Raw genomic sequence first — 19,861 nt, forward strand, 5'->3', positions numbered from 1 at the left:
TTTTATCTTTAGCCCCCTAATATTCATTTCATCTATTCGTTAATTTTCAAGCCAACTTCAAGCCCATGGAGAAATACTTGATGGTTATCCAAACTTAAAAAGTGCTGAATCTCTTCAAATTTCATATGACCAACGGAACAAACTCCTAAATTTAATGTCTCAGCTACCATATTTAAGGTAGCAGTGATGATACCTGATTCAATACAAGCAAATAAATATCCATCTGAACCATATTTCGGAATGGAAGCGTTCGCATTATAGACTAAATAAACCGAAAAGGCAGACTGGTTAAATAACTCCTGGTTAATTAGCTCATGATCACTTTTGATTACTTGATCAATATTATTTACAATTAAAAGACTATTCTCTGATGGACTATAATAATAAAAACCAGCTTTCATACCCTCTATACGTTTTGGTTTTATATAGACAAAGATATCAATGGGATAGAGCCCACCCGCACTTGCGTAATGATAGTATATTTTTTCTTCTTTAACCTGTTTAAGAGTAGAAATAAATTTAGAAAATTCAGAAAAAGAAATAGGTTTGTTCATATCAAATTGGCGGCAAGATCTACGCTCCTTGATTATGGCGGGCAGCTCATTTGTTTTTTTAAGTTGAATTCCGGTTGACCGCGCAGCAGGGTGCGTTCGATTTAATTGTTCACTAATATACTTATCTAGTTCCTCTTTAGAGAAGTGAATCTGATTGCTATATGGATTCGGAAAAATTTTTTCTTGTGTGGAAAATACTTCTCTTGGATGTAATATGTTACTTACTAACACCCGATTCTTTATCATAAGTTCTACTATTTTTTGTGTCTCTTCCTTATTTCCTAACGAAAAGCGCTCTACTAGCTCACTAATCGTCACACCTTTTTGAGTCAAAAAATAAAGCTCAGGAAACCAATCAGACAGAACGCCTGGAAATTTCGTTTCTCCTATCAAAACTTCATTATGCAACTTCTCCCAATGCTTAATAGGAGACCAGTAATAAATTTGCTCGCTCATATTCCCCTCCATAAATGATTAACTTATTTTACTTCCAATCCACAAAATTTTAGATTGCATTCCTTGTCCCATAGCAACTATGAATGCATGTACTTCAAGACCGCCTGAGGATAATAAAATAACTTTTTTTTCTTTAAAATCTTTTATTTCATCATAAAACACTATTTTTTATTGGGCATTTCACATCCTTTTCCTTAGTAACCCTATAAAATATAAACCATTTAAAACATTTAGAATATTCATGTATTTTCAATGTGAAATTATTGTAATGGATTGGAAAGCAGATGAATATAGTTATTAAACAAAATAATATTGAGAAAGTTTTATTTGTTATAGCAATAAAACTTTAAAATGAGGTTTATTACATATGAATTAAGGTTCTGTTGCAAAGTTTTCTACATGAAGATCTACTCTAGAAAACAGGATCTAGGAGAATCAGGCATGAGATATTTTAAAGGAAAACAATTCAAGAAAGATATTATTTTAGTAGCTGTCGGCTACTACTGCCGTTTTTCTTTAAGTTATCGCGATGTCTCTGAAATCCTGAAAGAACGTGGTATTTCAGTTCACCCAACAACCATCATGCGATGGGTTCATGAATATGGCAATCTCATCTATCAAATTTGGACAGTGAAAAATAAATCTGCACGATTATCTTGGCATTTGGATGAGACTTATATCAAAGTTAAGGGAGACTGGCGTTATCTCTATCGTGCAATTGATAAAGATGGACACACATTGGATATTCAACTTCGTAAAAAACGGGATCATCAGGCTGCCTATGCCTTCATGAAAAGATTAGTAAAATATTTTGGAGAACCAACAGTTCTCACTACAGACAAAGCGCCGGCATTACTTTGTGCATTTAACAAATTAAGAAAACAAGGATTTTATCAAACTACAATCCATTGTACAATCAAACATTTAAACAATCTTATTGAACAGGATCATAGGCATGTAAAGAGACGTTTTGCCAAATCCGCAGGATTTCAAAATCTTCGTCATGCTTCACGTACGATAAAAGGTATCGAGACCATTCATGCCCTATATAAACAAAGGCGAAGTCTTCAAAGAGACTCCGCCTTTTCAACGTACAATGAACTTCAACAATTACTAGCTACTTCCTAAACATTGTTCCTCATTTACCAACCTGTTTATGCTTTTTTCAAACTTTGCAAGAGAACCAGAATTCAGCTTATCCTATAGCAGTTGAAGAATTGAGAAAAGAAAAAAAGATGCCATTAGGCATCCAACTAAGGCAAGTGAAATATCTCAATAACATAGTGGAACAAGATCATCGGTTTATTAAAAAGCGAGTTTGTTCGATGTTAGGATTGAAATCCTTTCGCACAGCTACATCCATTATTTCTGGAATAGAAGCTATGCATATGGTAAAAAAAGGGCAACTTRTTTTACTGGACAAGTCTGTCCAAAATCAAGTGAAGTTCATCCATCAACTATTTGGAATTGTTGCTTAAGACTAGATTCCACTAGGAAATTTTTCGCCTCTTTATATCTTTCCTAAGTATTTGCACCAGAACCATTTAAAGTCTATAGTGTTACGCAGAAATATATCTAAATTTACATAGCACTATAGACTCATGTCAATGAGATTTTAATAATTTCTAGGCTGAAAAGGGAAAGTATCCAATTGTGTATTTTTTATACTAAATAAACTTTTTTTGAGTGGAATTCAATTATCCACGAGTAAATAAAGCTTTATATATATCCAAGTTCTTTTGTCTAGGTGTTAACGGACTATTAACGGTGCTATATTTATATAAATGATTTATTACTCTATGAGGTTGATCTTTCCATTTATTTTTTTCAGCAATTAAAGCTAATGCTCCTGACACTTTGGCTGCTGCGAGTGATGTTCCAGAATCATAATAATATCCCCCATCAACATTGGTTGTTAGTATTTGTTCTTTTTCTATTAAATAATCTTTTATCCACTTATCTTCACCATATTGTTCTAATAATCTAAAGTCTCCGCCTGGAGATATGATATCAATAAAATTTTTACCGTAATTTGAAAATAAGGATAATTCTCCTGTAGGTCCAATAGAGCCAACTGTAACTACGTTTGTTAAAGCACCCGGCATATCTAAGATTATTCCAGATACAGTTGTATTGGAGTGTTTTAAGTTAGCATTAACTACGTCATGAAGTTTAGTTTGATTATTTACATCTATTCCATCATTCCCAGCAGCCGCGACTACGATACTACCTTTTTTATACGCGTAATTAATTGCTTGTTTATATGCTTCAATTTCTACTGAATCATTTTTCCCAGTGTGACTATAAGAACCACTTTTTAGAAGATAATCCCCAAGGCTTAAATTAATAACATCAATATCATCGTTGGCAGCCTCTATAATGGCTTTAATAACCCAGATTGTTTCTGCAGATTTACTTCCAAAAACCCTATAAGCTTTTATCCCAACACCAGGCGCAGCACCTTTCATTAAGCCATTTGCGGTAATTTGTCCAGCTACACTTGTACCGTGTCCTAATATGTCATCAATTTGATTGATGTCTCCGGTCTCACTTGATTCTGTCCCATTTAACCCACCTTTTGGTACTAAGTTCTTAGAACCTGGAAGTAAGCTATTTTTTAAATCAGGATGGTCTGAAAAAATACCAGAATCTATGATTCCAACGGTTACATTAGTGGATCCCTGAAAAACGTTATAACTTGCTCCATTGTTTGTTATAGCTTGCATATCCCATTGGTATTCCCATAATTCTGTGGGAATTTCATTTTGTTTAGAAAAAGAGGCTGTAACATTTAGACTTTTTGGGTTGCTAGTGTTCACTGATTCATTGTAATTAACTATTCCCTTTATGAGGTTGAGATTTTTACTTTCCGAATCTGTTCCTTTCACCTGTATGAGCTTAATTTCAGGGATTTCATATGTAATTTCAAAACCTCTCTGTTTTAACTCATTCTTAATATTGTTAAAATCAGTGCTTTCTTTTAATAATATGGAGTAATTATGTTCTTCTTCAGCTGAGGCAAAGGTTGGAATAAATAAAAAATAGGATGTTAAAATAAAAAATAAAAAATAAAGCTTACCTTTCATTGTGTAACCTCCATCATTTTGATTAATAATTTATAACGGTATTCAACTAATGCCGAGCTCTATACATACAAAATAAGTATTCTCGTAACTGTAAAGTCCCCAGATTAAATACTAGATTTTATTGTCTGTCTATTCCAAGATTGCATTGAAATAGATGTAAAAATCCCCATAAAATAACCTTTTTTTTGGGGATAAGTGTCCTTTTTCTTCTTGTTGCAATTAAATGTGGATAAAAATGTAATTATGTTGAAATAGAAAATTGGTATTAAATGTTACCCTTTTTGTAATCGGAATGATAATGAAGTTTCTTGACAAAATAAAAACAAAACTGTGATGAAGTAAGAGCATAGTTTGAAATATTAGGTCCCTAACAGTCACCATACAATTAAGTAAATTATCCCTGAGATAAAAATTAATGGAAGGATTACTGCTAATTTCGTTTTGATAGGTACACTTTTATCTGGTACTCCTGGATGAACAGTAATAATGAGCAAAAGAATGGCACCAATAATAGCTAAAAATATTTTAATGATAATTCTCCTCCTATCATCTATTTCTGATAAGAGTGTATCATAATTATTTCCATTTTGGTTAAAAAAATGGGATATAAGATGAAATATTACAAAATCAAACATTTTTCTAAATTTTAGGAAAAAATGTTTGATTTTGTATTTTCGTGTGTTATTATCTAATTGTTCACGTGAATATCAAATATTTTAGGAGGCTTATTATGCGTAGAGATGATTTTGATTTAGACTTAAAAATTCAATCTTCTAATAAAGAAGGTGGACCATCACCACGAACAACTCAATGGACAATTGCAAGAACAATAGGGTATATGACTAGTCGTGGGGTTTGTGGGCAAAATACAACTGCAGYTACAAAGCCCAATACAGTTGGTTGTAGAGCTTAACTTAAAAAAATAAGCATTGTATAGAAGGAGCATTTTTTTTGAATACTCCTTCTATAAATAAAAATAATAGGTTATTGCATTATTAATAAATCATATTAGTGATAAATTAGAATTAACATATTGAATGTAATCCGATTAAAACTAACTACTTATAAAGAGTTAGTTTTGATGGAGCATACTGAACGCTTGATGATTGCATGAAACACCTAAAAGAAAATAATTTAACGTTTTTATAGTGTTAATAGTTATTAGATTTTTAGTTACTATACATACTTTTCCTCTTAGATCTTATTATCTCCTAGTAAAAACTATTCAATTAATATCCAACCTAAAAAATCTATGATTTATGAGTGTAGTTAAGGAACTATTCTATTTTTAACAATCCGTACTGTAATAAAGTAATCTATTTTCCAATAGTCTGGTAATTAATATAGAAAGGTACGATTTTAAATGAAAAAAGAAAAGAAGAAGTCCGTAATTAAAAGTAAAAATTTGTTTGAGCCATTAAAATTTTTCATGGTTCGTTCACCTATATTACCTTTGAATTTCTATAAAACGCTATTCGAATGTAAAAAGAGTGAGAATGTTGAATTGGAACAAATGATGGGGAAGTTAGAAAGTGCAATTTCAGATCCTTTTATTCAAGAGGCAATTTTTGTTTCTAGTAGTTCACTATATAATTCAATTATTGACCTAAAGAACATTAGTAATGAAAAAAGAAGGGAACAAATTATCCACGCAGTAAATAAGTATTTAATTCGAATGTCTACAAGGCCCACACCATTTGGATTATTCGCCGGTATTACATATGGTACTTTTCATTCTTCCACCTCTTTTGCCATAGAGAAACCTTTTTCACACAAAAAACAAACACGTCCTGATATGTCTTGGCTTTTAGCTTTAATACATAAACTTGAAAGTGATATTTTTGTATTGAAGCAACTTAAAGTGCAGGCAAATTCAATTATTTTAGCAAAGGGCGATAGAATAAATATACCTTATAGTTCAAGAACTGAAGTGTTAGATGAGAATCTGTTTAATTTTGAATCATCATCTATTCGGATAACTCCTGTAGTTAAACTTATTTTAGAGTTGGCTAAAGAACCTATTAAACTAAATGAAATTATTTTTGCTTTAAAACAAAAATATCCTAATGTTTTAGAAGAAAAGATTCATGCGGTATTATTGCAATTGATAGAACGGGAGTATTTAGTTACGGAGTTAAGGCCATCTCTAATGATACAATCACCTTTTGAATTTCTATTAGAGAAGTTAGGTCATGTTCAAGGAATAGAGGAATTAAAAAACGATTTAAATCAATTAAATCAATTGATAACATGTTACAATCAAAAAAATATAGGTGAAGGTCTAAATGTTATTAAGAAAATAAATCAGAAAATGAAAAAGATAATTACAGTTAAAGATAACCTACAGATAGATGTAAGATTAGAGGATAAAGATATCTTTTTGAGTAAATCAGTTGGTGAAGAAGTAGCAAATGTTGCATCTGTATTATGGAAATTTGCTTACCAATATCCTCAAAAGAAACATTTGAATACATACAGAAATGAATTTTTAGAAAAATACGGAACATATCGTGAAGTTCCATTATTAGAGCTCTTAGATGAAGAAATGGGAATCGGTTCACCAGCTACATATACATTCCCACCAAGTAATAGATCATTAATACAGGATGAAAACGGAAAAATAACGGAATACTCAGAGAAATTACTATCTGCATTATTAAAAGCTATAAAATTCAACAAAATGGAAATTGATTTAAAACAAGAAGGATTAGTTAATGAGATATTAGAAGAAGAGGCTTTAAATAAAATACCTGATTCCATTGAAATATATGGAAGTGTTGTTGCTGAAAGTGCAAGTGAGATAGATAGAGGGAATTTTAAATTTGTAACAGGATTAAGTGCTATATCAGATGGCGCAGGAAAAACTTTTGGAAGGTTTTTAAATATATTAGAAGAAGAGAATTTTATTAGAAATTATAAAACAATTTATGATATAGAAAAAAATGATTCTGAATTTCTTTATGCAGAGATTGTTTTTTTACCGTCTGCAGGAAAATTAGCAAATGTATCTATGTCAAGGAATTTTCGGGAGTATGAAATTGTGATAGGAACGCAATCTTCTAAAAATGAAAAATACACAATTCCTTTGTCGGATATAGTAGTTGGTTCTACAAATAATAATTTCTATTTAAAATCTAAATCTATAGGTAAGAAACTTAAAATAAAAACAAACCATATGTTAAATATCTCATTAGCACCCAATATATATCGTTTTTTGGTTGAAATATCTAGTTATGGCACTTCTGATTGTATGCCGTTCCTTTGGGATTCGTTAAATTCATCTCCTTTCTTACCACGTATAACAGTAGGGAAGTCTGTACTATCATTAGCAAGGTGGAATGTAAATAATGAAGTGCTCAAGTTACCAAAGGAGGCTTCTTTTGAGAAATGGAAAACAACATTTTATGCTTGGGCAGCAGAATGGAAGATGCCAAGATGGGTATATCAAGCTGTTTCCGATAACCGAATTTTGCTTGATATTTACAATCCAATCCATATAAAAGAGCTATATATTCAGTCGAGAACTTTACAAGAAAATGAAAGAATTACCTTAATAGAACAAGAATCAAACACATTAAAACGGTGGGAGGAAGATGTTGAAGGTTCCTCTTATAATATAGAATATGTTTTCCCATTAGTTAAAAACAAAAAAATAAATAGTTTGTATTCAACTTTATCGATTGGGAAGTTGCCACCAATTAGTACTAATAGCGAATGTATCAAAAAATTTCCTGGTAGCGATTGGTTATTCATTAAATTATACAATGATTCAACGAGAGATGAAGAGTTAATTTATAATCATATTCATCAATTTTGTACAAATTTAGTGGGAAATGGTGATATAGATAACTACTTTTTTATGCGCTATGCAGATCCAAAAAAACATATTCGATTACGTTTATCTGGTGATTTTAGTAAAGGAAATATGCTTTATACCTTAAATCAATGGTTTCTGTCCTTAAATAAAATTGGTTTATTGTTGATAGCTGAAATATCTACATATGAACGAGAAGTGGAGAGGTATGGAGGACCGAAACTCATAGGTTTAGCAGAATCACTCTTTTATTACGATAGCCTTTGTGTAGAGGATATTTTACGACTTATCAATAATGATGAAACTTCTTTATCACTTGAGGAAATTTCAATAATAAGTGTAATTCATTATCTTGAGTGTTTTAATATCCATTTTGAAAAGCAGTTAGAATTAATTAATAATGTTACTTCTTATAAAAATTATACAAAAGAATTTAGAGAAAAACGAGACAAGTATCTCCAAATAGGAAATTCTTTTGATAATTGGAAGGGATTAAGGGATATTAAAAATGAATCTCAAATTCTCACTATTTTACAAATGCGAAAAGAAGCTATCCAAACTTTCAACAACCGTATGATGGAAGTGGAAAAACAGGGAGAGTTATATAATACAAGAGAAGATATACTACTAAGTATAATTCATCTTCACCTTAATCGTTTATTAGGAATTGATAGGGAACTAGAAACTAAGGTAATGACATTGGTTAGACATGTGCTTCATAATCTCAGGTACGCAAGGGAGAGATTGAAGTGAATTGGAATACCAATCTAAGTTTAAAAGAAATATTAGGTTCTTTTAAATATTGGCCAAAAATTTTCAAGTTATTATGGAAGGTTGATAAAAAATTAATTATTTTTATCATGCTTTTAAATATAATGGCAGGTACTTTTCCTGCTTTGCTTTTATTAGGAAATCAGTTCTTAATAAACAGTATTGCAATTGGTTGGGAACAAGGATTAAATATTGTTCTAATTTCTTTAGTTGTTTTAATTAGTATATATTTATTTCAACTATTAATAGAACAATTTTTAAATTATTATGAAGCAATATATAAAGTGAAATTATCCTATTCAGTTAACGTACTGTTAATGGAAAAATCTTCAACGTTAACATTGGCGGATTTCGAAAATGATGTTATTTATGACCAGCTACAGAGAGCGCAAAGAGAAGTAGATTATAGGCCATACCAAATTTTCAATCAAATTTTATCAATCATCAACAGTTTTGTTACTTTAGTTTCCACAGCTACTATATTAATTGTCTGGAAGTGGTGGGTGGTAATAGTCCTACTTATTGTTCCCATTTTTTCATCGATATCATTTTTGAAATTGGGAAGAAAGGAATTTGATATTGAATGGGAAAGGGCACCTCTAAATAGGAAATTATGGTATTTGAGTTATTTGCTAACGAAAGATGTTACTTTTAAAGAAATCAAATTGAATAATTTAGGTGCTCATATCATCAAAGAGTATTCTGGAATTTATAAAGGTTTCTTTCAAATTGATAAATCAATAGAAAAAAGACGACTAAAAATAACATTTATTTTTGACTTTATCAATTTGATTGTAGTAGGAATCTTAATATTTATCATTTTATTATCTACTTTTATAAAAGAGATTATGATAGGAACAATGGTTAGTTACATACAAGCTTTATTTGCTACCCAAAAGGCATCTCAATCACTACTACATCAAATATTTTCATTGTATGAGAGCAATTTATACATTGAACAGTTATTTTCCTATTTGGAGGTTAAAGAAAATGAAGATTCTAAAAATCCTGTCAATAAACTACGAGATATAGAATCTATAGAATTTAAAAATGTATCCTTTAGATATCCTAATAGTGAAACATATGTTTTGAAAAATATTTCTTTAACTTTTAAAAAAGGAGATGTCGTAGCGATTATTGGTAAAAATGGATCTGGAAAATCCACTTTAGTTAAAGTTTTAACTCGTCTATACCATGATTATGAAGGAGAAATCCTTATTAATTCTCAACCTATGGACTCTTATTCTATAGAGAGCGTAAGAGAACAAATTGGAGTTGTATTTCAAGATTTCGTGAAATACGAATTGCCTGTAAGAGATAATATTTCTTATGGGAATATAGGCTATATTAAAGATGATGAGAAAATTAATAATGCTGCTATGCAATCTGGCATACATGAAGTTATAGAATCTCTTCCTAATAAATTAGATACTCAATTGGGAAAATGGTTTTCAGAAGGGCATCAATTATCTGGAGGCCAGTGGCAAAAAATAGCTATTTCAAGAGCCATCATTAAAAATGCTAGTATGTATATTTTAGATGAACCTAGCTCAGCTTTAGATCCTGAGGCTGAAAAAGACGTATTCAATCGTTTTAAAGAACTTGTTCGAAACCGAATTGGAATATTTATTTCACATAGAAATTCTTCTGTACAATTTGCAGATAAAATTATTGTGATGGAAAACGGTGAAATTAAAGAGTTTGGAAATCACGAAATGTTAATAGAACAAAATGGTATTTACGCTAAATTATATTACATGCAAGCAGAAGTATATTCTGAAGGTTCGAAAATGCTAGTTCATTAATTTATTTTTATAAAAATGTATTATTTATTACGTCTTATAAAATAATTATCTAGAGGTGAAAGATGATTCAAGTTCCAGAATCTTTTTTGATCCAAAATCAAGAATTAAAAGAAAAAGTATGGGATGTTATTTTTTCAACTGTTGAAATTTTCAAGGATATACCTAAAGTAGATAGTATTATTATGGCCGATGTAGATAGAGAACTAAGAGAATTAAAAAGTAATTCTCTTAGTTCTGGGTATCCAGGAGTATGTTTGTTACTTGGAGCATTAGATAATATGGATCCTGATGGAGAGTGGGATATAGTTGCATTTGAATATTTAAAACGTGTTCAAGCTCACTTGCAGACTGGTTCTTTCCATTCATTATCTTTGTTCCATGGTTTGGCTGGTATTATGATGGGTGTAGAGGCATGTTCAAGAAATAATAGTAGATATCAAGTTTTTTTAAAACAATTAAGCAAAATTTTTTTAGAGCATTATCCAGCAGTCTTACAAGATTCATTCAAAAGAATACAAAGTGGTGTAAAAATAGATGATTATGACATTATAAGTGGATGGGCTGGGATTGGAAGATGTTTACTTGTCTTTTCGGAACAACCTCAATTGTATCGTTGTGTAAAAGACATCATTAATTATATGGTTCAATTTGTAAATTACAAACAACTGAGTAATCCCTCATCTCAACCATGGCATATTTCTAGAGAAAATTTATTTTTAGAGGACGAGAAAAAAATATACCCAAGTGGAAATTTTAATTGTGGGTTATCACATGGTATTGCTGGAGTTTTAGCTTTTTTATCTATAGCTGCACAACATGGTTTAGTAGTATCTGGTCAATATAAAGCAATAGAGAAAATTGCAACATGGTTAATAAATTGGATTCAAGAAGATGAAGGAATAAAGTTTATTCCTAATGTAATTAAATTTGAAGATCATATAATAGATACTTATACCGATGGATTTAATCATAGGGATGCTTGGTGTTATGGATCGCCGGGAGTTGCACGAACATTGTGGATATCTGGGAACATATGTAAAAGAGAAGACTGGAAATCAGAAGCTTTAATCTTATGTAAATCTACTTTTCAACGTTCTCAAGATAAATGGAAAGTAGTTTCACCAACATTTTGTCATGGATATGCAGGATTATTGTCTTTAACACAAGAAATGTGGAAAGCATCAAATGATAATAGTTTAGAATTATACAGGGATCAATTGGTTTTAGAAATTTTAAAGTATTATGATGTAAATGCTCCACTACATTTTTATGATTTCGAATATTCCTTAATTAAAGGCGAATTGAAACCTAATACAAAAATAGGCTTAATTGATGGGACGATTGGTATAATATTACCGCTTCTTTCTACTGTATATTCAAATTGCACGTGGCAAAGAGCTTTTTTGATTCATTAATTTTGAGTGGAAACCAATCTAAAGCGTGAATGAATCATCATGAAGTACGTACGTTGGGTTCTGTTGCAAAGTTTTCGAAACTCAAGTACACTTTGGAAAAAGATGAACGGGAGCGGGATATTTTAAAGGAAAACAATTCAAACAAGCTACTATTGTTGTTTTTCTTTAAGCTATCGCGATGTAACTGAAATACTGAAGGAACGTGGGGTGTCTGTTCACCCAACAACCATCATGCGCTGGGTTCATGAATATGGTAACTTGATCTATCAAATAAGGAAGAAGAAAAAGAAGAACGTACACTTATCTTGGAAACTGGATGAAACCTATATAAAAGTCAAAGGAAAATGGTGTTATTTATATCGTGTGATTGATAAAGAAGGCCATACGCTTGATATTCAACTTCGTAAAAAGCGAGATAATCAGGCGGCATATGCCTTTATGAAAAGATTGGTTAAAACTTTTGGGGAAGCAACAGTTCTGACAACGGATAAGGTGCCAGCGTACTTTGTGCATTTAAAAAGTTAAAGGAGAAAGGATTTTACAAAAGCACCGTTCATTGTACCGTTAAACATATGAATAATCGTATAGAACAAGACCACCGACATGTGAAACGTCGTTTTGCTAGGTCATCATGATTTCAAACTCTCCGGCATGCTTCTCCTACAATAAAAGGCATTGAAACCATTCATGCCCTATACAAACAAAGGCGAAGTCTTTAAATAGGCTCCGCCTTTTCCGTGTAATAACGAATTACAGGAATTATTAATGGTTGTATAACCATTTAACGATGCAACCCTAGATTCTCTATGTTTTGGATAACTTTGCAACAGAACCCGAAAGCTCAAGTTGTACCGTAGGTACTATCTTACTGTTTGCAAAATAATATCATGATGATAATGCTTCCACTTGAATAAATTTCGCTTTTCCATATTAACCACGCACCTTTTTTAGAGTAATAGTATCAGTATGTCCAAGTTTTATAGATTTTTTGCACTAGAACCGCTCATAATGTAAATGGGGTTGAAATTCATTATGTTAAGAATATAAAGACTGGTGAATTTGATGATTTTAAATTTAAAGATTAATAAAGAGTAGGAGAGATTTTTGATGAAAATAGTATGTATAAGTAATAGGGGTACGGCAACGATTACTTCTTTTTTGAGCCACTCGGCAATTTTCATAGTTTTTAAGGGTTTTTACTATACCGAATGTAATTTCGGTATAGTTGTTGAATGAAAAATCAGTAGTTTTCTTGGTTCTGGTGCAAAAACTTCAGGGCAATTGCAAATAATCTCTAAATCTTGGACATACTGATACTATTACTCTAAAAAAGGTGTGTGATCGGTATGAAAAAGGAAAATTTGTTCAAATGGAAGCATTATCAACCTGATATGATTTTATTAACTGTGAGATGGTACCTACGGTACAACCTCAGTTTTCGTGATTTGGTAGAAATGATGGAGGAACGAGGTTTGTCTATTGCTCACACCACTATTATGCGTTGGGTGCATCAATATGGACCTGAATTAGACGAAAGAGTACGACGTCATCTTAAGACGACAAATGATTCCTGGAGAGTCGATGAAACGTATGTGAAAGTAAAAGGTAAATGGATGTATTTATATCGCGCAGTAGATTCTGAAGGAAACACCATTGATTTTTATCTAAGTGAATCAAGAGATAAACAAGCAGCCAAGCGCTTTTTCAAGAAAGCCTTGGCTGCTTCTCATATTTGTAAACCTCGTGTTATAACAGTAGACAAGAACCCAGCCTATCCCGTAGCGATTCAAGAGTTAAAAGAAGAGAAACATATGCCTGAAGGCATACAAATAAGGCAAGTTAAATATCTCAATAATATAGTGGAACAGGATCACCGTTTCATTAAGAAACGTGTACGTTCTATGTTAGGATTCAAGTCGTATGAAACAGCCACTTCTATATTGAGCGGCGTTGAATCCATGCATATGATGAAAAAAGGACAACTTAACCTACAGGTGAAGTCTGCTCAAAATGAAGTTAGGTTCATACATAAGTTATTTGGAATTTCATCATAATCTGTCATTGAATAGGCCATGTGTAACCGTCAAGTAGAATTGAACACTTTTTGCTCATTAACTTTGAACACTTTCGTGCTCAAAAATGGTAACTCTATGTTTCATACGATAACTATCACCATTTAAGTGAATAACTTCTGCACGATGAACAATTCTATCTAGTATAGCTGTCGTGATACCGGGATCTCCAAGAAGTTCTCCCCATTCACTTGGGCCCTTGTTGGACGTCAATATGATTGACGAATGGTTATACAAATCGTTGATTAAGTGAAAAAAGAGATTGGCTTCTCGCTGATCCATAGCCATAAACATTAAATCGTCTATAATGACGAGGTGTGCTTCTCGAATTCTTTTCATTTGTGTTTGAGCTCTTCGAGTAAATTCCTCTGTTTTTAATGTGTGTATGAGTTCTCCCATTGAAATAAACATCACCTTATATCCCTGATAAATTGCTTCTATGCCGAGTCCGGCTGCCAGATGGGTTTTGCCAACACCTGGCGGTCCAAGAATAATAAGATTAAACAATTGATCTAACCAAGTTAAATCTTTCAATTGATTTAATTGTTTTTGACTTAGTGATTGTTGTTCTGACAAATTAAATTCGTCTAACGTTTTGTGATAGGGAAGTGTAGCCCACTTTAACCGCCTCTCAATTAACTTTTCTTCCCTACGTTTTTGCTCGTACTTTAATACATTTCGAAGAAAAGTTAGATAGGAATATTGATTCTTATTAGACCTGTCCACTAAATTTGGAAGTTCTTGAGCTGTTTCAGACAAGTGTAATGAACGTAGTAAATCTTGAGCTTGTTTGAGTTCACTCATGGTGGCCGCCCTCCAAGATAACAAGATATTCATTGATGTCTCTTTTTTCTGGAATTGTAGATACAACTGAAAGTGCTTGGACATGTAACGTTTCAATTGTACAATCATCATCAATTGATGTGGTCACTTGTTGTCGGTGTAAGTGAGCGACAATGTCTGTAAATTCATTTGCACTATATAATTTTCGACTGAGACACTCTGATTATGCCTGTTCTAATACCGTTTCCTTTGTTTGGTGAATTTGTTTGCTCATTAGTTGTAACTGATCACGTATATAACGAGGATGATTTTTTCTTACTTTCTCTAAATATTCTTTTGCTATTTCTGGCTTTTGGAAATGCTTAGACAACGTTTCTATATATGCACTAATACCCCGTGATCGATCACGGGTGTGATTGCGATCTTGCACCAGTTGTCCCTTTCCTTGACAAATATTGTGTTTACCTATGATTTCACCTGTTTCTGAATCACAAATCTTCAAAATTTCGCCTTCAATTGATAAACAAACCACTTTTCCATACGGAGAATACGTGCCTAATGGGACTGAATAGCGATTTGATTTATACAAAACTGTGYTGTCCTTTCGGACAGTCCTTGTTATACTTGTGCTAGTTGGTTTTTGATCAATATTTCCAGTATTGATCATCTGTGAGGTTGGTCGTAAGTGTTGTTTTTCAAGGGTAAACACTTCGATTGGCCTCTTTTTTATTGTATGATGAGTTTTGTTGTTTCCTGTTCGTTGTAACCATTTCTGTCCTTGTTCATTCCATGAGTCTAAGTGAGTAAAAATACGATGCTTGGCAAAATTATATTTAATAAATCCCACCACGTTTTCTATACGCCCCTTACTCTCTGGATCAGCTCTCCGGCATACCCGTAATTTAAAATCGCGGTCTCTACGGTATGTCTCGAATTCTGAAGTAAGAATTAGATCACCTGCATTTTCACTTACCACGATTAAATTATCCTGATCATAAACCAACTCAAAAGGGATTCCTTCAAAATAATAAAAGGCATTTTCATGTGCTTGAATAACATCCCTTGTAGTAAATGGCCGATCTAACCACTCCATATATTTATAACGGGAGTGGGACAATACAAATGCAATAAAATACAGTTTTATGCTTTTTCCCTCAATGTTTTTTTGCGTTGTCATCCCAAAATCAACCTGTGCTTGTTGTCCCATAGGTGGATCAGGTATTGCTTCATAGGAACGAGATCTTGTTTCTTTTGGGATATCGTACTCAGAACGAAGTTCTTTAACGTAAGAGCGTACTGTACTTTCTCCCACTTGCACATCCCCATATCTTTCGTGTAACCAATCATATATTTGTGCTGCTGATACATCTGGATATTTTCTTAACCAGCTAAGAATCAGTGTTTTATGTTTGTCTAGTTTCTTTGTTCTAAATTGCATCGCGTCTAACCATTCCGCCATCTCTTTTGGTGCCTTATTAAGATAACGGTATAGTGTTGTTCTTGATATTTGTAACTTTTTAGCGATATTGCTCTTTGAGAAACCTTGTTTTAATAATTGATGAATTTCCATGTACACTTGCCATTTTTCCACCTTTCATATCCCCCTATATCATGATATCTCCTCTCAATCTATCATGATATGGAAGTTATTTGGTAAAAAAGTGTTCAATCTTGGTTGTCGGAAACTGTCTACTTTAGTTTAGCAGTCACACCATGTAGGTTCTATATCTCTATCAAATGGTTTTTGCACCAGAACCCATTTTCTTGAATATAAAAAGTTTCCCCGCAAGTCGGAGATATCGCCTGTTTCTTGATATCTCCGAACCCAATTCATTAACTGTGTTCTACTTTTCAGCTTATATTTCTTAGCTATAGCTGTTTGGCTGCCCTCACCATTTAAATAACTTTTTACAACTTGTATCTTTAATTCATCTGAATAAGTTTGAAATTTATCCCTTTTTTTAACGATAATAAAATCCCCTCCAAGTAAAAGGGTAACATCCATGTTTATTCATGGTCTTTTTACACTGTCTACCTTAAGGGGATAATATCAGCATAACTGTCTTTGTTGTGTTTTTTCGAAAAAGAGACGATCCAAATGAACTGACCCCAAAAAATCCGCCTCTTTTATGCTTGCTCTATGATTTTCTTTACTTCTTCAATCGTGAGTTCACTTGCTTGTGCAATCGTTTCGATTGGAACTTGTAAACGATGCATACCGAGAATCATTTGACGTTTTCCCTCTTGAAGTCCTTGCTCCCGCCCTTTATTTAACGCGTGTGCAATACCAGCTGCTTCATCCATCAATATCTTTTCGCGTGCTTCGTAAGCTTGACGGAACGAAGCATCTTGACTCATATGTTCCCATTTATCCATCGCCTTTTGTAAAATTGGATCTTGGTTCATCGCAATCGCCTCCAATGTATGTGTTAAATGCTCATCTTCATTAGCTGGTAATAGTAATAACCACCGAACAAAGGAATCTTCCCACGGATTTACTTTCTCCTCACGCCACTGCTGTAGCAATTTTGGAATTTCCACGACATGGATTTCGATATCATCACTTAAGAGTTGCTGCTGTTGTATATTCCACAGTTTTCCTGTCGTATGAAATGCTTCATAGTCTTTAAACATGACGAAGTTCAATAAGTTGATTGTAATGGTTTTATGAAGTGAACTGTAGGGCATTCCTTTTTTTAATTGAGATGCATAGAGCTTACTCCAATAATAAAGGGAACGTTTTAAAAGGTCATGATTATTATTTAACTGAATTTCAATATTAATCTTAGTCCCTGTGTCCAATGTAGCAGATACATCTAGAATGGATAATTTATCCTCTTCATGTTCTCGCTGTAAATGCGGATCTTCAAATTGAAGGGATTGAATGGGAGACTCCAATGAATCAGCTAACATTGCATTTAGAAATGTTAACAAAATATCTTCGCTTCCAGATGTTCCGAATAATTGTTTAAAGGCAAAATCAATACGTAAATTGACCAATTTTTGTTTGGACATGGGCTTCCTCTCCCTGTCTGATAAGATCTCTTTTTTCTTATTGTACATAAAAACAAATTGAACATGCAAACAGGCTCTTATGATTAACATAAGAGCCTCACTGCAGATACACACAATAGATTAGATAACGACCATAAACTGACTTGAAAAACACCTAAAAATTTTACAAAAGAAACCATATTTAGTATACATCTAATTAGAAATATATACAATCAATGGTGAAACACATCGCTTTTTCACCATTGATTTATGATATGCTATACTTGCGGATTCTGTTTGTGCAACAAGCTATGTAGGGATAATATACGTTTCTCAATCAGCACATTTTCTGAAAGTAGCATGTCTTACTACTCATAAGACATGCTATATTTATAATGTTCAAAATAAAAACAATAAGAAGACCATTTCCATATCGTGTGGGAGTTGGTCTCTTTTTGTGAAAAGAAAAGTGTGTTTTTAACAATGCGTGATGTTTACCCTGTAAAATATTACAGCACTGAAGGTTTTGTTGAAAGGAAATTGGAGATCAACGAGGAAGATTTACACAACATTATTGAAGACTATTTGCAAAGAAATGCAAATTTTGATTTTGATGAAGTAGAGATTGTAAATAACCGTCCAATGAACATATGGCTGTATGCCAAATGTCGAACATACGTTGATTCTGAAAATCCAGAAGAGGATGAAGCTATACTTGATGCTGAAATAGAAATTATCGGAGATTATGATAAAAATCTTTGATACATGAATAATAATTCTTAATCAAAAAATCACACTTCTCTCATCCTAAAAAGGCATACCAATTTCACAATCTTTTCTGCTAAACACCTGTTTTCTCCCAGGTGTTTTTCTTTTGATTTTTCTTCTCTCCATTTCTTCATAAAAAGTATCCATTTCATTTCTCCTATGCTCCAAATAAACCATTTTTTTATCCATTCTCTCGAAAAACTGCACCATATTCCTTTATTTTCTATCCGAATTTAAACCTTCATGCTCCACTTTTTGAAAATTATTCTCCATCTGTCACATAATAATAGCCACATAGACTTAAGCACACATACCTAGACATATGTGCTTAAGTCTATGTTAGGGTGCATAATTTAGGTACATATATCTCCTCTAACTTAAAACGTTATTATTTCAACATTTATTAGCATTTAAGAAAGAAAAAATCCGAAAACAATACAGCTCTCAAAAACGCAACTTAATACATCCCTAGAACAGGAAATTTCATTCCAAAATGTAGGTCATATCACTAGGATTTCACCCATGAAAAATGAGCAAAAAAACATGCCAATTTCCGGATAAAAAAGGGCAAAGTTTCACTTTCTACTGTATAATGAAATGGATCGAGAAATATAGCTCTTCATTATGTGGAGTAGTTATGAAAAAGGCCCCCTTCAAATAGCTCTCAGGGGACCTTTTTCTATATTAAGTTGGAATGCCATATCTTACACTTTCTGAAACGTGTAAACCTGTAGAATGAATGACAATATTCCCTTCTTCAAATCTTCGTTTTACTTCAGATTCGATTTTTTCATTGGCTTCTTCTAATGAACGTGCTGGGATGATTGCGGATTGTAAGTCTGTCACTTTGCCACTATACATCACTGAAAAATCAATTTCATATCGATGTATCATGATTTTTCCACTTCCTTTCTTCTGGAATCATGTATAAGAATCGTTATGACTACTCGAACAAAAGGGGAATACCAATACTTAACAAAATATATGCAATATCTTCTAAAAAAATCATACCATTCCCTGTTCTCTCCTCAAAAGTCCATATAACCCTTTTAATCATCTGAATAAGGAATGAAATGTCACTTGATACAAATGTATTAGGTTATTCTCCAAAACTCGTTACAAACAAATTTGAGAGGTCATTTTCTGTGAAATGGAAGTTTTTTATGTTTATAATCGTACAGGGGGTACGGAAACGGTTCTGGTGCGAAAACTTCAAGATAATTGCAAGTAATCTCTAAATCTTGGACATACTGATACTATTACTCTAAAAAGGTGCGTGATCAGTATGGAAAAGCGAAATTTATTCAAGTGGAAGCATTATCATCATGATATTATTTTGCAAA

Annotated in this window: 14 protein-coding genes and 3 pseudogenes; 9 read left to right on the forward strand and 8 right to left on the reverse strand. The window is 32.5% G+C overall.

Annotated features, from left to right (window positions below):
• Positions 1-32: 32 nt before the first annotated feature.
• A complete protein-coding gene (locus AC1DIT_RS12615; RefSeq protein WP_016132874.1) occupies positions 33-1,010 on the reverse strand; it encodes a SagB/ThcOx family dehydrogenase in 978 nt (325 codons plus the stop codon).
• A 441-nt stretch (positions 1,011-1,451) separates the two neighbouring features.
• On the opposite strand from AC1DIT_RS12615, the gene AC1DIT_RS12620 reads away from it, so the two are divergent.
• Positions 1,452-2,138, forward strand: coding sequence for an IS6 family transposase (locus AC1DIT_RS12620; RefSeq protein ID WP_016113472.1), 687 nt, complete (start codon positions 1,452-1,454; stop codon positions 2,136-2,138).
• A gap of 53 nt (positions 2,139-2,191) precedes the next feature.
• A pseudogene (locus AC1DIT_RS12625) lies at positions 2,192-2,488 on the forward strand (DDE-type integrase/transposase/recombinase); the annotation flags it as partial.
• Between the two features lie 219 nt (positions 2,489-2,707).
• On the opposite strand, the gene AC1DIT_RS12630 reads toward AC1DIT_RS12625, so the two are convergent.
• A complete protein-coding gene (locus AC1DIT_RS12630; protein WP_016113473.1) occupies positions 2,708-4,096 on the reverse strand; it encodes a S8 family peptidase in 1,389 nt (462 codons plus the stop codon).
• Positions 4,097-4,826: 730 nt separating this feature from the next.
• Between AC1DIT_RS12630 and AC1DIT_RS12635 the strand changes: the two genes are divergently transcribed.
• The 5 genes and pseudogenes from AC1DIT_RS12635 to AC1DIT_RS12655 form a co-directional block, all read left to right on the forward strand.
• On the forward strand, positions 4,827-5,009 hold the full coding sequence (locus tag AC1DIT_RS12635) for an FDLD family class I lanthipeptide (protein WP_476998221.1): 183 nt from the start codon (positions 4,827-4,829) through the stop codon (positions 5,007-5,009).
• 450 nt (positions 5,010-5,459) lie between these two features.
• Entirely contained in the window at positions 5,460-8,663 is a 3,204-nt protein-coding gene (locus tag AC1DIT_RS12640; protein ID WP_016132873.1) for a lantibiotic dehydratase, read from the forward strand.
• Positions 8,660-10,486: an ABC transporter ATP-binding protein gene (locus AC1DIT_RS12645; RefSeq protein WP_016113476.1), complete on the forward strand. Its 1,827-nt coding sequence runs from the start codon at positions 8,660-8,662 to the stop codon at positions 10,484-10,486. Before AC1DIT_RS12640 ends, AC1DIT_RS12645 begins: the two co-directional genes overlap by 4 nt.
• Positions 10,487-10,548: 62 nt before the next feature.
• Positions 10,549-11,901 (forward strand): lanthionine synthetase C family protein, encoded by a 1,353-nt coding sequence (locus tag AC1DIT_RS12650; RefSeq protein WP_016113477.1) that lies wholly within the window; start codon positions 10,549-10,551, stop codon positions 11,899-11,901.
• A 112-nt stretch (positions 11,902-12,013) separates the two neighbouring features.
• Positions 12,014-12,620 (forward strand): annotated as a pseudogene (locus AC1DIT_RS12655) (IS6 family transposase); the annotation flags it as partial.
• Positions 12,621-12,764: 144 nt separating this feature from the next.
• Here the strand turns inward: AC1DIT_RS12655 and AC1DIT_RS12660 are convergent.
• A pseudogene (locus AC1DIT_RS12660) lies at positions 12,765-12,830 on the reverse strand (IS6 family transposase); the annotation flags it as partial.
• 417 nt (positions 12,831-13,247) lie between these two features.
• Here AC1DIT_RS12660 and AC1DIT_RS12665 point away from each other — a divergent pair.
• Complete coding sequence (locus AC1DIT_RS12665; RefSeq protein ID WP_016113479.1) at positions 13,248-13,955, forward strand: IS6 family transposase; 708 nt, start codon at positions 13,248-13,250, stop codon at positions 13,953-13,955.
• Positions 13,956-14,012: 57 nt separating this feature from the next.
• Here AC1DIT_RS12665 and istB read toward each other — a convergent pair whose 3' ends face one another.
• From istB to AC1DIT_RS12685, 4 genes are all read right to left on the reverse strand, one after another.
• Positions 14,013-14,777, reverse strand: coding sequence for an IS21-like element helper ATPase IstB (gene istB / locus AC1DIT_RS12670; RefSeq protein WP_016132952.1), 765 nt, complete (start codon positions 14,775-14,777; stop codon positions 14,013-14,015).
• 202 nt (positions 14,778-14,979) lie between these two features.
• Positions 14,980-16,347 (reverse strand): IS21 family transposase, encoded by a 1,368-nt coding sequence (gene istA / locus AC1DIT_RS12675; RefSeq protein WP_476998222.1) that lies wholly within the window; start codon positions 16,345-16,347, stop codon positions 14,980-14,982.
• A gap of 108 nt (positions 16,348-16,455) precedes the next feature.
• Positions 16,456-16,761, reverse strand: a complete 306-nt coding sequence (locus AC1DIT_RS12680) for a helix-turn-helix domain-containing protein (RefSeq protein ID WP_016113481.1) — start codon at positions 16,759-16,761, stop codon at positions 16,456-16,458.
• Between the two features lie 122 nt (positions 16,762-16,883).
• Positions 16,884-17,771 (reverse strand): Rpn family recombination-promoting nuclease/putative transposase, encoded by an 888-nt coding sequence (locus AC1DIT_RS12685; RefSeq protein WP_016113482.1) that lies wholly within the window; start codon positions 17,769-17,771, stop codon positions 16,884-16,886.
• Between the two features lie 462 nt (positions 17,772-18,233).
• Between AC1DIT_RS12685 and AC1DIT_RS12690 the strand changes: the two genes are divergently transcribed.
• Positions 18,234-18,512: a hypothetical protein gene (locus AC1DIT_RS12690; RefSeq protein ID WP_033671660.1), complete on the forward strand. Its 279-nt coding sequence runs from the start codon at positions 18,234-18,236 to the stop codon at positions 18,510-18,512.
• Positions 18,513-19,202: 690 nt separating this feature from the next.
• Here the strand turns inward: AC1DIT_RS12690 and AC1DIT_RS12695 are convergent.
• Positions 19,203-19,412 (reverse strand): hypothetical protein, encoded by a 210-nt coding sequence (locus AC1DIT_RS12695; RefSeq protein WP_016113466.1) that lies wholly within the window; start codon positions 19,410-19,412, stop codon positions 19,203-19,205.
• Positions 19,413-19,861 lie beyond the last annotated feature (449 nt).

Source organism: Bacillus sp. 05T22 (genome assembly GCF_056396765.1).

Coding starts and splice junctions, on each gene's coding strand:
- AC1DIT_RS12685 (WP_016113482.1), bottom strand. CDS start 17,771: ATGTCCAAACAAAAATTGGTCAATTTACGTATTGATTTTGCCTTTAAA.
- AC1DIT_RS12615 (WP_016132874.1), bottom strand. CDS start 1,010: ATGAGCGAGCAAATTTATTACTGGTCTCCTATTAAGCATTGGGAGAAG.
- AC1DIT_RS12665 (WP_016113479.1), top strand. CDS start 13,248: ATGAAAAAGGAAAATTTGTTCAAATGGAAGCATTATCAACCTGATATG.
- AC1DIT_RS12680 (WP_016113481.1), bottom strand. CDS start 16,761: ATGGATGTTACCCTTTTACTTGGAGGGGATTTTATTATCGTTAAAAAA.
- AC1DIT_RS12695 (WP_016113466.1), bottom strand. CDS start 19,412: ATGATACATCGATATGAAATTGATTTTTCAGTGATGTATAGTGGCAAA.
- AC1DIT_RS12630 (WP_016113473.1), bottom strand. CDS start 4,096: ATGAAAGGTAAGCTTTATTTTTTATTTTTTATTTTAACATCCTATTTT.
- AC1DIT_RS12620 (WP_016113472.1), top strand. CDS start 1,452: ATGAGATATTTTAAAGGAAAACAATTCAAGAAAGATATTATTTTAGTA.
- AC1DIT_RS12690 (WP_033671660.1), top strand. CDS start 18,234: ATGCGTGATGTTTACCCTGTAAAATATTACAGCACTGAAGGTTTTGTT.
- istB (WP_016132952.1), bottom strand. CDS start 14,777: ATGAGTGAACTCAAACAAGCTCAAGATTTACTACGTTCATTACACTTG.
- AC1DIT_RS12640 (WP_016132873.1), top strand. CDS start 5,460: ATGAAAAAAGAAAAGAAGAAGTCCGTAATTAAAAGTAAAAATTTGTTT.
- AC1DIT_RS12650 (WP_016113477.1), top strand. CDS start 10,549: ATGATTCAAGTTCCAGAATCTTTTTTGATCCAAAATCAAGAATTAAAA.